At 63.9% G+C, this 13,127-nt stretch carries 13 protein-coding genes; 3 read left to right on the top strand and 10 right to left on the bottom strand.

Annotation, left to right across the window (positions count from 1 at the left end):
- Positions 1–55 precede the first annotated feature (55 nt).
- Complete coding sequence (locus tag C6W88_RS09335; RefSeq protein ID WP_181248591.1) at positions 56–334, top strand: SlyX family protein; 279 nt, start codon at positions 56–58, stop codon at positions 332–334.
- A gap of 164 nt (positions 335–498) precedes the next feature.
- Here C6W88_RS09335 and trxB read toward each other — a convergent pair whose 3' ends face one another.
- The 3 genes from trxB to C6W88_RS09320 form a co-directional block, all read right to left on the bottom strand.
- Positions 499–1,452 (bottom strand): thioredoxin-disulfide reductase, encoded by a 954-nt coding sequence (gene trxB / locus C6W88_RS09330; RefSeq protein WP_045991195.1) that lies wholly within the window; start codon positions 1,450–1,452, stop codon positions 499–501.
- Between the two features lie 283 nt (positions 1,453–1,735).
- Positions 1,736–2,338 carry a peroxiredoxin gene (locus tag C6W88_RS09325; protein ID WP_045991196.1) on the bottom strand — a complete coding sequence of 201 codons (603 nt, stop codon included), beginning with the start codon at positions 2,336–2,338 and terminating at the stop codon, positions 1,736–1,738.
- 242 nt (positions 2,339–2,580) lie between these two features.
- Positions 2,581–2,790 (bottom strand): zinc ribbon domain-containing protein, encoded by a 210-nt coding sequence (locus tag C6W88_RS09320; protein ID WP_108132278.1) that lies wholly within the window; start codon positions 2,788–2,790, stop codon positions 2,581–2,583.
- Between the two features lie 220 nt (positions 2,791–3,010).
- On the opposite strand from C6W88_RS09320, the gene acnA reads away from it, so the two are divergent.
- The gene (acnA, locus tag C6W88_RS09315; protein WP_045991198.1) at positions 3,011–5,755 is read left to right on the top strand and encodes an aconitate hydratase AcnA; all 2,745 of its coding nucleotides are present in this window, start codon (positions 3,011–3,013) and stop codon (positions 5,753–5,755) included.
- A 256-nt stretch (positions 5,756–6,011) separates the two neighbouring features.
- Here the strand turns inward: acnA and C6W88_RS09310 are convergent, their stop codons facing one another.
- The 3 genes from C6W88_RS09310 to ald all read right to left on the bottom strand — a co-directional run bounded on the left by C6W88_RS09310 (position 6,012) and on the right by ald (position 10,216).
- Positions 6,012–7,691, bottom strand: coding sequence for an NAD-dependent malic enzyme (locus C6W88_RS09310; RefSeq protein ID WP_108132277.1), 1,680 nt, complete (start codon positions 7,689–7,691; stop codon positions 6,012–6,014).
- 270 nt (positions 7,692–7,961) lie between these two features.
- On the bottom strand, positions 7,962–8,996 hold the full coding sequence (trpS, locus tag C6W88_RS09305) for a tryptophan--tRNA ligase (protein ID WP_045991200.1): 1,035 nt from the start codon (positions 8,994–8,996) through the stop codon (positions 7,962–7,964).
- A gap of 104 nt (positions 8,997–9,100) precedes the next feature.
- Positions 9,101–10,216, bottom strand: a complete 1,116-nt coding sequence (gene ald / locus C6W88_RS09300) for an alanine dehydrogenase (protein ID WP_045991201.1) — start codon at positions 10,214–10,216, stop codon at positions 9,101–9,103.
- Here ald and C6W88_RS21355 point away from each other — a divergent pair.
- The gene (locus C6W88_RS21355) at positions 10,181–10,468 is read left to right on the top strand and encodes a hypothetical protein (RefSeq protein ID WP_146164647.1); all 288 of its coding nucleotides are present in this window, start codon (positions 10,181–10,183) and stop codon (positions 10,466–10,468) included. The two genes, ald and C6W88_RS21355, sit on opposite strands and share 36 nt — an antisense overlap.
- 117 nt (positions 10,469–10,585) lie before the next feature.
- Here C6W88_RS21355 and C6W88_RS09295 read toward each other — a convergent pair whose 3' ends face one another.
- From C6W88_RS09295 to C6W88_RS09280, 4 genes are all read right to left on the bottom strand, one after another.
- The gene (locus C6W88_RS09295) at positions 10,586–11,146 is read right to left on the bottom strand and encodes a gamma carbonic anhydrase family protein (RefSeq protein WP_108132276.1); all 561 of its coding nucleotides are present in this window, start codon (positions 11,144–11,146) and stop codon (positions 10,586–10,588) included.
- 210 nt (positions 11,147–11,356) lie between these two features.
- Positions 11,357–11,779 carry a TraR/DksA C4-type zinc finger protein gene (locus C6W88_RS09290; RefSeq protein WP_108132275.1) on the bottom strand — a complete coding sequence of 141 codons (423 nt, stop codon included), beginning with the start codon at positions 11,777–11,779 and terminating at the stop codon, positions 11,357–11,359.
- 417 nt (positions 11,780–12,196) lie between these two features.
- Entirely contained in the window at positions 12,197–12,655 is a 459-nt protein-coding gene (locus tag C6W88_RS09285; protein WP_045991208.1) for an acyl-CoA thioesterase, read from the bottom strand.
- On the bottom strand, positions 12,645–12,980 hold the full coding sequence (locus tag C6W88_RS09280; RefSeq protein ID WP_108132274.1) for a putative signal transducing protein: 336 nt from the start codon (positions 12,978–12,980) through the stop codon (positions 12,645–12,647). Before C6W88_RS09280 ends, C6W88_RS09285 begins: the two co-directional genes overlap by 11 nt.
- Between the last annotated feature and the right edge of the window lie 147 nt (positions 12,981–13,127).

Genomic DNA, 13,127 nt, shown 5'->3' with positions numbered 1-13,127 from the left:
CGAGATCCTTCCGCCACGACTTCTCGAAAAAAGCCCAAGGCAGGCAGTTGACACGATGAACAGTGACACACCGCAACATGAGTCTATCACGGGTATTGACAAGTCGTCCGCCGATCTAGCAAAGCGTGTCGAAGAACTGGAGAGCCGTCTGGCCTACCAGGAACACTGGCTGGACAGCCTGGACGCCACCATCGCCGGCCAGGAGCGCCGAATGATGGAGCTGGAACGCATCAATCGCCTGATGCAGGAAAGGCTACGCGAACTGGCGGCCAGCAACGACCGCGGACTGGGCGATGCCCCCGGCCCCGAGGACGAGTTGCCGCCACACTATTGAGGCCCGGCCCGGCGGACAGGACAGTACTGCTCCGCCGCTGCCCCCCCCCCCCGGCGGATGCCATCAACAAGAACACCGCCAGGCAAATGCCTGGCGATGTTTTTTGTATCAGATCGATATCGATAGTGCCGGCGGAGGCAGTGATATCGCGCCTGACGATAGCGTCAGTCGAGGCTGTCCAGGTAGCGCTCCACGTCCAGCGCCGCCATGCAGCCGCTGCCAGCGGAGGTGATCGCCTGACGATAGACGTGATCCATGACGTCGCCGGCGGCGAACACACCGGGCACGCTGGTGGCGGTGGCGTTGCCCTCGAGGCCTGACTTGACCTTGATATAGCCGCCTGCCATCTCGAGCTGGCCCTCGAAGATGCCGGTGTTGGGGCTATGACCGATGGCGATGAACACGCCGGGTGCAGTGATCTCGCGGGTCGAACCGTCCTCGACCGCCTTGAGCCGCGCACCGGTGACCCCGGTGTTGTCCCCCAGCACCTCGTCCAGGGTGTGGTTCCAGATCAGTTCGACGTTGCCGTTCTCGGCTTTCTCGAACAGCTTGTCCTGCAGAATCTTCTCCGCCCTGAGGCTGTCGCGGCGGTGCACCAGGGTGACCTTGGAGGCGATATTGGACAGGTAAAGCGCCTCTTCCACGGCGGTGTTGCCGCCGCCCACCACGATCACTTCCTGGTTGCGATAGAAGAAGCCATCGCAGGTGGCGCAGGCCGATACGCCTTGGCCCATGAACTGCTGCTCCGAGGGCAGCCCCAGGTAGCGCGCACTGGCCCCGGTAGCGATGATCAGGGCGTCGCAGGTGTAGGTGCCGTTGTCGCCCTTCAAGGTGAAGGGACGTTCGCGCAGTTCCACCTCGTGGATATGGTCGAACAGCACCTCGGTATCGAATCGCTCGGCGTGACGGCGCATGCGCTCCATCAGCTCCGGCCCCTGGACGCCGGCGTCGTCACCTGGCCAGTTGTCCACGTCGGTGGTGGTGGTCAACTGACCGCCTGTCTGCATGCCGGTGATCAACAGCGGCTTGAGATTGGCCCGCGCAGCGTAGACCGCCGCACTGTAGCCGGCAGGCCCCGAGCCCAGGATGATCAGACGTTCGTGGCGCACTTCGCTCATGGCTACCTCACAAGACTAACTTGACTAAGCCGGGGGCTCCCCTGGGGGGCCGCGACGCTAAAGGAAAATGGATTCGATGATGACGGCGACGCAGCGTCGTCATGAGCCAATCCACCCGAAACTCGGGTCAACAGGATGCTGTCTGCCGCGCAAGGGTCTGTCGCGACTGGCCAGCACACCAGCATGCCGAGGATATACGCAACGGGGCGGCCAGGCCGCCCCGTCGTGACACTGCTCGGGCTGTCCCGAGTCGGCTCACCTGGCGGTGAGCGCTGGCAGCGTCTTACAGCTCGCTGGAGTGAGTACCCAGGTACTTGGCGACACCTTCAGCGGTATCCTTCATGCCTTCCTGGCCTTCGTCCCAGCCAGCCGGGCAGACTTCGCCGTGCTTCTGGTGGTGCTGCAGGGCCTTGACCATACGCACCATCTCATCGACGTTGCGGCCCAGCGGCAGGTTGTTGACCACCTGATGCTGCACCACGCCATCCTCGTCGATCAGGAAGGAGGCGCGCAGGGCGACACCGGCTTCCGGATGCTCGATGCCGTACGCCTGGGTGATCTCGTGCTTGACGTCGGCCACGATCGGGAAGCCGACCTCACCGATACCACCGGCGTCCGGGCTGGTCTTGCGCCAGGCGTAGTGGGTGAACTGGGAATCGATGGAGACACCGATCACCTCGACACCCAGATCCTTGAACTGCGCCAGACGGTTGTCATGGGCGATGATCTCGGACGGGCACACGAAGGTGAAGTCCAGCGGCCAGAAGAACAGCACGCGCAGCTTGCCGTTGCTGTCGGACAGCTTGAAGTTCTCGACGATTTCGCCGTTGCCGGTGACGGCGGCGGCTTCGAAATCGGGAGCTTGACGTCCTACCAGTACGCTCATGAAAGTCTCCTTGGAGTAGTGAAACGTGAGGGTTCAAGAATCAGGGGCAAATACCGGATGTCACCCTAGGCCAGCGAACCACACCGGGCCAATCGACCTGGGCCATCGACCCGATAGTCGCCGGCTATTGTCACCCGACGGCGATGACGTCGCAATGACGCCGTCATCGACATCCGCCAGGCTCGAATGAGATCGTTACGCGGCCCACAGCGGCGCATGACACTTCCATCACATGAGCCCTGTCACATGACCTCGTCATCATCGCCGGCGGCCACCGAGACGATATCCTCGGTCACCGCATCCACCTCGATACGGTAGTGGATCGGCGCACAGCACTGGGGGCAGTCTTCCCAGGTCTCGTGGCTGCCCTGGGAGGTGTCCACCACCAGCTCGATATGGGCATCGCAGTAGGGGCAATCAAGCGGCCAGCTCGGCAGCGTCTGTTCGTGCACGATGCACCTCCCCTCTGGTCGCGATCGACGTGAACCTTCACCATGGGGGTGACCCGACAGCCTTTCAAGGCGTGATCCGGCATCCGTTTACACGTCAACGGTTGAAGAACACAACTATGATGACCAAGTACCACTACTAGTACCACCAAGGGATCGATATTGGCCCCGCGCCGATCCCAGCGAACCTGGACCGTTCGATTCAATGCCTCAGGAGGACAGCATGAGTAGCGATTCCCTACCGGATACCCGTCGCACGCTAGATGTAGGCGGGACTCAGTACGACTTCTACAGCCTGGCCCAGGCTGCCGAGGACCTTGGCGATATTCAGCGTCTGCCGATGACGCTCAAGGTACTGCTGGAAAACCAGCTACGCTTTGCCGACGATGAGAGCGTGTCCAGAGACGACCTTCAGGCGCTGGTGGACTGGCAGAAGGAAGGCCGCTCGGACCGCGAGATCGGCTACCGTCCCGCCCGCGTGCTGATGCAGGACTTCACCGGCGTGCCGGGGGTGGTCGACCTGGCCTCGATGCGTGCCGCGGTGGAGAAACTCGGTGAGCAACCGTCGAAGATCAACCCGCTGTCACCGGTCGATCTGGTCATCGACCACTCGGTGATGGTCGACAAGTACGGCGACCCGTCCGCCTTCAAGGACAACGTGGCGCTGGAGATGGAGCGCAACCGCGAGCGCTACGAGTTCCTGCGCTGGGGCCAGCAGGCCTTCGACAACTTCCGCGTGGTGCCGCCGGGCACCGGCATCTGCCACCAGGTCAACCTGGAGTACCTGGGCAAGACGGTGTGGACCCGGGAAGAGGACGGCAAGACCCTGGCCTACCCGGATACCCTGGTCGGCACCGACTCCCACACCACCATGATCAACGGCCTCGGCGTACTCGGCTGGGGTGTCGGCGGTATCGAGGCCGAGGCCGCCATGCTCGGCCAACCGGTGTCGATGCTGATCCCCGAGGTCATCGGCTTCAAGCTGACCGGCAAGCTCAGAGAAGGCATCACCGCCACCGACCTGGTACTCACCGTCACCGAGATGCTGCGCAAGAAAGGCGTGGTCGGGAAGTTCGTCGAGTTCTACGGCGACGGCCTCAAGGACCTGCCCCTGGCCGACCGCGCCACCATCGCCAACATGGCCCCGGAGTACGGCGCCACCTGCGGCTTCTTCCCGGTGGACGACGAGACCTTGAACTACATGCGTCTGTCCGGCCGCGACGACGACCAGATCGCCCTGGTCGAGGCCTACTCCAAGGAGCAGGGCCTGTGGCGCGAACCCGGCCACGAGCCGATCTTCAGCGACACCCTGGGACTCGACATGGGTGACGTCGAGGCCAGCCTCGCCGGTCCCAAGCGGCCCCAGGACCGTGTCGCCCTGAGCCAGCTCGCCACCACCTTCGAAAAACTGATGGAGGACGAGGGCAAGTCGGCCAAGGACAGCCGCGACGACAAGATGGGCTCCGAGGGCGGCCAGACCGCGGTCGGCGTCGAGCGCAGCTATCGTCACGCCGACAGCCAGGACGTCAACTACAAGGGCGAGGACTTCAGCCTGGACCCCGGCGCGGTGGTCATCGCTGCCATCACCTCGTGCACCAACACCTCGAACCCCAGCGTGATGATGGCTGCAGGCCTCTTGGCCCGCAAGGCCAAGGAGAAGGGCCTGGCGACCAAGCCCTGGGTCAAGACCTCGCTGGCTCCCGGCTCCAAGGTGGTCACCGAATACCTGGCCGCCGCCGGCCTGCAGGACGACCTCAACGCCCTGGGCTTCAATCTGGTGGGCTATGGCTGCACCACCTGCATCGGCAACTCGGGCCCGCTGCCCGAGCCGATCGAGGATGCGGTCAAGACCGGCGACCTGACGGTGGCCTCGGTACTGTCCGGCAACCGCAACTTCGAAGGCCGGGTGCACCCGCTGGTGAAGACCAACTGGTTGGCCTCACCGCCCCTGGTGGTGGCCTTCGCCCTGGCCGGCAATGTGCGCTGCGACCTGGACAATGACCCCATCGGTGAAGGTAGCGACGGCGAGCCGGTCTACCTCAAGGACATCTGGCCCACCCAGGCCGAGGTCGCCGAGGCGGTGGAGAAGGTCAACACCGAGATGTTCCGCAAGGAATACGCCGCGGTGTTCGACGGCGACGAGGTGTGGAAGGCCATCAAGGTGCCGGAAAGCGAGGTCTACGAGTGGGACGACAACTCGACCTACATCCAGCACCCGCCCTTCTTCGAGGGCATGGGCAAGGAGCCGTCCAAGGTCGAGGACGTCAAGGACGCCCATGTACTGGCCATGCTCGGCGACAGCGTGACCACCGACCACATCTCGCCGGCCGGCGCGATCAAGCCCGACAGCCCGGCGGGCCGCTACCTGCAGGAGAACGGCGTCAAGCCGGTGGACTTCAACTCCTACGGCTCGCGGCGCGGCAACCACGAGGTGATGATGCGCGGCACCTTCGCCAACGTGCGCATCCAGAACGAGATGCTCGATGGCGTGGTCGGTGGCGAGACTCGCCACGTGCCCAGCGGCGAACAGATGGCGATCTACGACGCCGCCATGAAGTACCAGGAGGAAGGCACCCCCCTGGTGGTGGTGGCCGGCAAGGAGTACGGCACCGGCTCCTCCCGCGACTGGGCGGCCAAGGGCACCCTGCTGCTCGGCGTGCGCGCCGTGCTGGCAGAGTCCTACGAGCGCATCCACCGCTCCAACCTGATCGGCATGGGCGTGGTACCGCTGCAGTTCCCCGAAGGAGAGGATCGCAAGTCACTCGGCATGACCGGCGACGAGACGGTCTCCATCGAGGGCCTCGACAGCCTCGAGCCGGGCGGCAAGGTCAAGGTGACCATCAAGGGCGACAAGGGTGAGAAGACCCTCGACGCCCTGTGTCGCATCGACACCGCCAACGAGCTCGAGTACTACCGCCACGGCGGCATCCTGCACTATGTGCTGCGCAAGATGATCGGCGCCGCCTGATCACCCGGCGGGCCCAGGCCCGCCACACAGACGGCCGGCGCATCGCACTGGCCGTCACACCGAGACCTCGCCCACCGGCGAGGTCTTTTTTTGTGCGAATCTTGTTTTCTACTCCATCTACAGACCCTTCAGCGCAGCGCTTGAGCGACCGCATCTATTGCTACCCGCCTGTGTTGCTACCCGACTGCGCCTCACGCCAGCAAATAAAAACCCCGCCTTGTGGCGGGGTTCAGTGATCGCTTGAGCGCGCAGACGCCTAGAAGGCGCGGCGACGATAGTCGCGATAGTTGGGCATCCAGCAGCTCTTTTCGATGTCGCGGCGCAGCTTGGTACCGTCGCTCTTGAGCGCCACGCCCTCGTGCTGGGCCTGGGCCGCCACGTCGAAGGCGATCGACTTGGAGATATCGCGGATGCGCGACAGCGCCGGCAGCATGGCACCCTCGCCCTCCTTGACGATCGGTGCCTCCCGGGCCAGAGCCCGTGAGGCCGCCATCAGCATCGCATCGGTGACGCGGCGTGCACCGCTTGCCACCACCCCGAGGCCGATCCCCGGGAAGATGTAGGCGTTGTTGCACTGGGCGATGGGAATGCGACGACCATTGATCTCGACCGGGGCGAAGGGACTGCCGGTGGCCACCAGGGCGTCGCCGTTGGTCCACTCGAGCACGTCGGAGGGGATCGCTTCGGCCCGAGAAGTGGGGTTGGACAGCGGCATGATCAGCGGCATCTTGCAGTTGGCGTGCATCGCCTTGACCACCGCCTCGGTGAAGATACCCTTCTGGCCACAGACGCCGAGCAGCACCGTCGGCTGAACCTGCTTGACCACCTCGAGCAGGTCCTGACCTTCCCAGCCCTCGACCATACCGGCCGGGTGGGCAAGGCGGCGCTGGAAGTCACGCAGCCAGGTCTGGTCGTCCGTCACCAGGCCCTCGCGATCGACCATGTAGACCCGCTCGCGGGCCTGGGACTCGGTCAGGCCTTCGGCCATCATCGCCACCACCACCATCTCGGCGATGCCGCAGCCGGCGGAGCCGGCGCCGACGAACACTACCCGCTGACGGGCCATGCCCTCTCCACGTGCCTGGCAGGCCGCCATCAGTGTGCCGACGCAGACCGCAGCGGTGCCCTGGACGTCATCATTGAAGCAGCATAGCTCGTCGCGATAGCGCTCCAGCAGCGGCATGGCGTTGGCCTGGGCAAAGTCCTCGAACTGCAGCAGTACCTTGGGCCAGCGCCGCTTCACCGCCTGCATGAAGGCATCGATGAACTCGTCGTATTCTTCCTGGCTGATACGCGGGTGGCGCCAGCCCATGTAGCGCGGGTCGTCCAGCAACTGCTGGTTGTTGGTACCGACGTCGAGCATTATCGGCAGAGTATTGGCCGGGCTGATGCCGCCACAGGCGGTGTACAGCGACAGCTTGCCAATGGGGATGCCCATGCCGCCGATGCCCTGGTCACCGAGGCCGAGGATGCGCTCGCCGTCGGTGACCACGATCACCTTGACGTTGTCCTTGGTGGCGCTGCGCAGGATGTCGTCCATGTACTCGCGGTCGGGGTAGGAGATGAACAGCCCCCGGTGGTTGCGATAGATATTGGAGAACTCCTCACAGGCCTTGCCGACCGTGGGGGTGTAGATGATCGGCAGCATCTCCTCGAGATGCTCGGAGACGAGGCGGAAGAACAGCGTCTCGTTGTCGTCCTGGATCGCCCGCAGGTAGATATGGCGGTCCAGGTCATTCTGGCACTGCTGGTACTGGTGATAGGCACGCTCGACCTGTTCGTCGATGGTCTCGACGTTCTGCGGCAAGAGGCCGATCAGGTTGAACTGCAGGCGCTCCTTCTGGGTGAAGGCGCTGCCCTTGTTGAGCAGCGGCATCTCCAGCAGAGAGGGTCCAGCGTAGGGAATATAGAGGGGACGCTTGGGTTCTGTGCTCATCTCTCGTCTCGTTTGGTGACTCGGTCAAGGGACTCTGGCGAGTCCGGGCACTCTTCTCGGTACCCTTGGGGAAACACTGACGACATCGCCCGTGCGCGATGCACCGGGCTCAGGCGGCGCCTGCCTGACAAGGCGTTATACCATTCTTCCTTTGTGCCCACTCTAGCACGCCGTCGAGAAAGCCCCGCAAAAGCGGGCCCTCAACGCAGGGCCCATGCGCACTTTAGCTCAGACAAGAGCGACTCGACGATGAGACGCGTAGGAAACGGCTCAAACGAAGCGACCAAGCCCCGCGGCGACACGCAGTCGATCCATCAGCGGAGCAGCCTCGGCACGAGCACGCTCGGCCCCTTGAAGCAGCACCGTCTCGATATGGCCCGGATCTTCCATCAGCGCCTGGTAACGCTCACGCGGGGCGCGCAGCTGTTCGTTGAGGTGTTCGAAGACCCGGTTCTTGGCGTCCCCCCAGCCGATGCCCGCGGCGTAGTCATCACGCATGGCCTGGGTTTCCTCGGCGCTGGCGAAGGCCGAATAGATCTGGAACAGGGTGCAGGTGTCGGGATCCTTGGGCTCGCCGGGCTCCAGCGAGTTGGTCTTGATCTTGCGCACCAGCTTGAGCAGCTTCTTTTCCGGCACGAACAGCGGGATGGTGTTGTTGTAGCTCTTGGACATCTTGCGACCGTCGAGGCCACCCAATACCTGGACCCGCTCGTCCACCACCGCCTCGGGCAGGGTGAAGAAGTCACCCTTGTAGAGATGATTGAAGCGCCCGGCCATGTCTCGGGCCATCTCGATATGCTGGATCTGGTCGCGTCCCACCGGCACCTTGTTGGCCTGGAACATCAGGATGTCGGCGGCCATCAGCACCGGATAGCCGAACAGACCCATGGTGACACCCTTGTCCGGATCCTGGTTGCCGGCTTCGTCGTTCTCCGCCACCGCCGCCTTGTAGGCGTGGGCGCGGTTCATCAGGCCCTTGGCACAGACGCAGGACAGCATCCAGGTCAGCTCGGGAATCTCGGGGATATCGGACTGGCGATAGAAGATGGCGTTGTCGGTGTCCAGCCCCAGCGCCATCCAGGTCGCGGCGATCTCGAGGCGCGACTGCTGGACCCGCTGCGGGTCCTGACACTTGATCAGCGCGTGCAGATCGGCGAGGAAGTAGTAGGACTGCACGTTGGGATCGAGGCTGGCCTCGATCGCCGGCTTGATGGCCCCGACGTAGTTGCCCAGATGGGGGGTACCGGTGGTGGTGATACCGGTCAGCACCCGGGTCTTGTCGGAAGCGGTGGTCGTTGCGGACATGGACGGCACTCTAGTATCGGCAAATGCCCGCTATGGTAACGCCAAGGCCTGTGGATGGCGACCGGGGCGACAGCGCCGCCCCGGCCGACCCTTGGCCAATCACATCAGCCGAGCACACTCTCCACGCTGATCACCGGCAGCGAGAAGGCCTCCCCTACGGCTGCGTAGGTGAGCTGGCCGTCATGGACATTGAGACCGGCGGCGAAGTGACGATCCTCACCGAGCGCCCGACGCCAGCCCTTGTCGGCCAGCGCCACCACAAACGGCTGGGTGGCGTTGGTCAGGGCCTGGGTCGAGGTGCGCGCCACCGCACCCGGCATGTTGGCGACACAATAGTGCACGACGCCGTCCACCACGTAGGTCGGCTCGGCATGGGTGGTGGGCCTGGAGGTCTCGAAGCAACCGCCCTGATCGATGGCCACGTCCACCAGCACCGCCCCCGGCTTCATTTCCGACAGCATGGCGCGGTTGATCAGCTTGGGCGCCGCCGCCCCCGGGACCAGCACCGCCCCGATGATCAGGTCCGATTCGCGCACCGCTTCTTCCAGTGCGTCGGCGCAGGAAAACACCGTCTTCATGCGCCCCTGGTAGCGATCATCCAGGGTCTCGAGGCGCGGGATCGACTTGTCCAGCACGCTGACATCGGCGCCCAGCCCCAACGCCATGCGGGCGGCGTTCTCGCCGACCACGCCACCGCCGATCACGGTAACCTTGGCAGGCGGCACCCCAGGCACCCCGGGCAGCAATACACCCGCACCGCCCTGGGCCTTTTCGAGACTGTGGGCACCGGCCTGCACGGCCATGCGTCCGGCCACGGTGCTCATCGGCGCCAACAGGGGTAGTCCGCCCTGAGGCGCGGTGATGGTCTCGTAGGCGATGCAGGTCGCGCCGCTGTCCAGAAGCCCCTTGGTCAGGGTTTCTTCGGCGGCCAGATGCAGGTAGGTGAACAGGGTGTGCTGGGGGCGCAGCCGGGCCACCTCTTCGGGCTGGGGCTCCTTGACCTTGAGGATCAACTCGGCGCCATCGAACAGCGCGTCCACGTCGGCCTCGATGGTGGCACCGGCAGCTTGATAGGCCTCGTCGGCAAAACCGGCGCCCTCACCCGCACCGGCCTGCACAACCACCGCGTGGCCACGCTCGGTCAGCTCCCGCGCACCACTGGGGGTCAGGGCGACGCGGTACTCATGGTTCTTGATTTCCTTGGGGACGGCGATCTGCATGGCGACTCTCCCATCGATTCGTACAACAGATTTTTTATCGTCACCCACAGTGAAGCACAGGAATTTTTTGCCAATAAACCCCCGGCGAAAAAACGGAAAGATCAGAAAACTTCACCCTCAAAGACCTTTGAACTTTCTTCCCAGGCCCCTAAAAACAGCAAGACACACCAGGGCGTGACGCCTTGCGGGCAACACGCCGAGGAACAAGACCTCAAAGGTGAAGAGCGTCATCGGGGGAACCAGCGCCGCTGATCGTGGTGACGTCCCCCCACCTTGGCCCCGCAGCGGGTGAGCCAGCACCCCCGGCCGCCTGGTGCTGCGTCTCGCCGCCCAGAGGCCATCCGCCTATCCTCGAACCAGAGCGCCGGGCTAGAAAGAGTTCTGGATCCGCCTATAGCCTTCCACCAGGCTATTGTTGGTGCGGGCCACGTCTTCGGAAAAGGCAGAGTCCTGAACCGTTACGCGGGACAGGGTGTCCAGATCGGTCCCGGGGCCAATCCGCTCGGTGGACGGCACATAGAAGTCGTCGGGAAGGTCGCAACCATCCACCACGGCGTTATGGCGCACCACCGCGCCCTTGCCGATGGTGCAGTTGAACAGCACGCTGTTGAAACCGATAAAGGCGCTCTCTCCTACCACGCAGGGACCGTGCACGATGGCCCGATGCGCAATCGACGTACGCTGACCGATGGTTACCGCCGCGCCGGACTTGGAGTGGATGACGACACCGTCCTGGATATTGGAGTGGGCGCCGATGATCATCGGCTCCATCTTGCCATCGGCATCGACCTCATCGGCGCGAATGACCGCGTAGGGGCCGATGAAGACATTCTCCTCGACGATCACCCGCCCACAGAGAATGGCCGTGGGATCGACAAAGGCGCTGGGGTGGACAACCGGCAAATCGCCGTAGGGATTCTTGCGAATCATTCATGCTTCCTTGATTGAGATTCCTGCAAATCAGATAGTGATCGTCGCCCGGCGTGGTCGGCATGGGCGAATCTCGATACGACATACGCCACCGCCTTCGCTGAGTCGGTTGGATCATCCGTGGACAAGCCCACCGCGCAGGCACTCGTCCGGACTCAGCATCCTGGGGCGGTCATCACGGTCACAAGAGGTGGATGCCTACAGGCGCCGCTACTTCCGCGTCCTGGCGAAGTGATGTTCTCTCTGTTCCTGGCGCTGCTTGGCTTCGAGACACAGACGCGCCGTGGGCCGGTGCAACAGCCGTGGCAGGCCGATGGGAACGCCGGTCTCCTCGCAGTAGCCGTACTCACCCGTCTCGACGCGCTTCAAGGCGCTGGCAATATTGCCCAGCAAGCGGGTTTCTCTGTCGGCCTGGCGAAGCTGCAGCTGAAGCTCTTCCTCCTGGGCTGCCTGATCCAGGTCGTCACTCGACCTTTCGCGGGCCGACATGCGCAGGCGAACCTCCTGCAACCGCTCTTCGACCAGCGCCCGTTCCTGCAGCAACCGGCGTCGAAAGAACGCCAGTTGCTCACCGTTCATGTAGTCGTCGTCCGGCATCTCGAGAAGATGCGCTGCGTCATCCATCGTTGGCATCTCACCGCTCCTCCCGCCACGCCGATTGCACAAGGCGTCTGAGACCATCACACTCGCATAAATGTTATGTTATAACATTTCTTTGAGGTGGCACAATACACCCGCAAATCCTGCCTCCCAGGGTCACCTCGCTGAGGCGGTCGTTGACCACGTCGCCATCCACGTCCACCAGGCTGGCCCTCCCGCCTCTACCTCGTGGTCCAAAGTGCTGCAGTTCTTCCATGAACCCAGGGAGTCTTTAGACGCATTCAGGAACAAAGTGCGACCTATCACACCCAGGGTCAGGACAAAAAAGCTGCCAGTATTGAGATTCGCCAACTCGACACCCAGGGTGTCAGAAAATTGCCGGAAGGGGTGGAGGCCAGCTGTGTACGCTCAGGTCGGTGTGGTCAGGTCCCTGTCGTCAGGACGTTATCGTCAGCTTTCCGCGACCAGGGCGCCGCCGTAGGCGCTGACGAATTCGGGAGGAAGACGGCGGGGACGGCCGCTTGAGAGAGCGATGCAGGCGTAGCGGGTACGTGCACGCAGCAGGGTGACACCATCCTGCGGGCGTATCAGTTGAAAGCGGCGGGTCAGGGTCAGGCGCGAATCGCAGGCGACGATCCAGGTGGCCATGGCCAGGCGTTCGCCCTCGAAACCCGGCGCCAGATAGTCGAGTTCGTGACGGTGCACCGCCATGGCGCGATCCAGCGCCCGGTAGTGTTCCAGGGTCAGACCCAGCTGGCCGGAGTGCTCCCAGCTGGCCTGTTCCACCCAGCGCAGGTACTGGGCGTTGTTGACGTGGCCATAGTGGTCGATGGCCTCGGGCGCCACCAGGATGTCGATCACGAAGGGCCGGGGCAGATCCCAGTCGAAGGCACCGTGTTCAGCGGTCATGATCGTCCTCCTTGCGGCCACCGCAGTTCCAGCAGGTATCGAAGGCCCCTTCGAGCTCCTCGCCGCAGGCCCGGCAGCGCCAGGCGCTGTCCGGCGCTGGCTCCTCGAGCGCCTGTTTCACCAGCGCTTCGGCTCGCTCACGGTTGTGCTCGGCGACCCACACCTGGGGCTCGCACTCCAGCGGCGGCAGCTCCCCGGCGCCACCGCCGAGGGTCATGTTGCGCAGTTCGCAGGGGATCCCGGCGGCGTCGAGCAGGTTGCGCACGTGGCCCACCAGCAGGGCGTTGCCGTGGGCAAAGATCAGGGTCCAGGGAACCTCGGTCATGGTGTCTTCCTTGGCGCGGGCTTGCCCAGGCACGATGTGACACTTCCATCGCCCGAGGCAAGCCCCTGCGCCTTTTTCGGCCCAGCGTGTTCGGCCCAGCCTGTTCAGCCACGGCGAGTCACGTCGCGCCTATCTAGCTCATGCCTT

The sequence above is a fragment of the Halomonas litopenaei genome (assembly GCF_003045775.1).
In the GTDB taxonomy this organism is placed as follows: domain Bacteria; phylum Pseudomonadota; class Gammaproteobacteria; order Pseudomonadales; family Halomonadaceae; genus Halomonas; species Halomonas litopenaei.
The sequence above is the reverse complement of the archived record's forward strand: the minus strand, read 5'-3'. Positions and strand labels throughout refer to the sequence as shown.

Coding starts and splice junctions, on each gene's coding strand:
- C6W88_RS09335 (WP_181248591.1), top strand. CDS start 56: ATGAACAGTGACACACCGCAACATGAGTCTATCACGGGTATTGACAAG.
- trxB (WP_045991195.1), bottom strand. CDS start 1,452: ATGAGCGAAGTGCGCCACGAACGTCTGATCATCCTGGGCTCGGGGCCT.
- C6W88_RS09325 (WP_045991196.1), bottom strand. CDS start 2,338: ATGAGCGTACTGGTAGGACGTCAAGCTCCCGATTTCGAAGCCGCCGCC.
- acnA (WP_045991198.1), top strand. CDS start 3,011: ATGAGTAGCGATTCCCTACCGGATACCCGTCGCACGCTAGATGTAGGC.
- C6W88_RS09310 (WP_108132277.1), bottom strand. CDS start 7,691: ATGAGCACAGAACCCAAGCGTCCCCTCTATATTCCCTACGCTGGACCC.
- trpS (WP_045991200.1), bottom strand. CDS start 8,996: ATGTCCGCAACGACCACCGCTTCCGACAAGACCCGGGTGCTGACCGGT.
- C6W88_RS21355 (WP_146164647.1), top strand. CDS start 10,181: ATGGTTCTTGATTTCCTTGGGGACGGCGATCTGCATGGCGACTCTCCC.
- ald (WP_045991201.1), bottom strand. CDS start 10,216: ATGCAGATCGCCGTCCCCAAGGAAATCAAGAACCATGAGTACCGCGTC.
- C6W88_RS09295 (WP_108132276.1), bottom strand. CDS start 11,146: ATGATTCGCAAGAATCCCTACGGCGATTTGCCGGTTGTCCACCCCAGC.
- C6W88_RS09290 (WP_108132275.1), bottom strand. CDS start 11,779: ATGCCAACGATGGATGACGCAGCGCATCTTCTCGAGATGCCGGACGAC.
- C6W88_RS09285 (WP_045991208.1), bottom strand. CDS start 12,655: ATGACCGCTGAACACGGTGCCTTCGACTGGGATCTGCCCCGGCCCTTC.
- C6W88_RS09280 (WP_108132274.1), bottom strand. CDS start 12,980: ATGACCGAGGTTCCCTGGACCCTGATCTTTGCCCACGGCAACGCCCTG.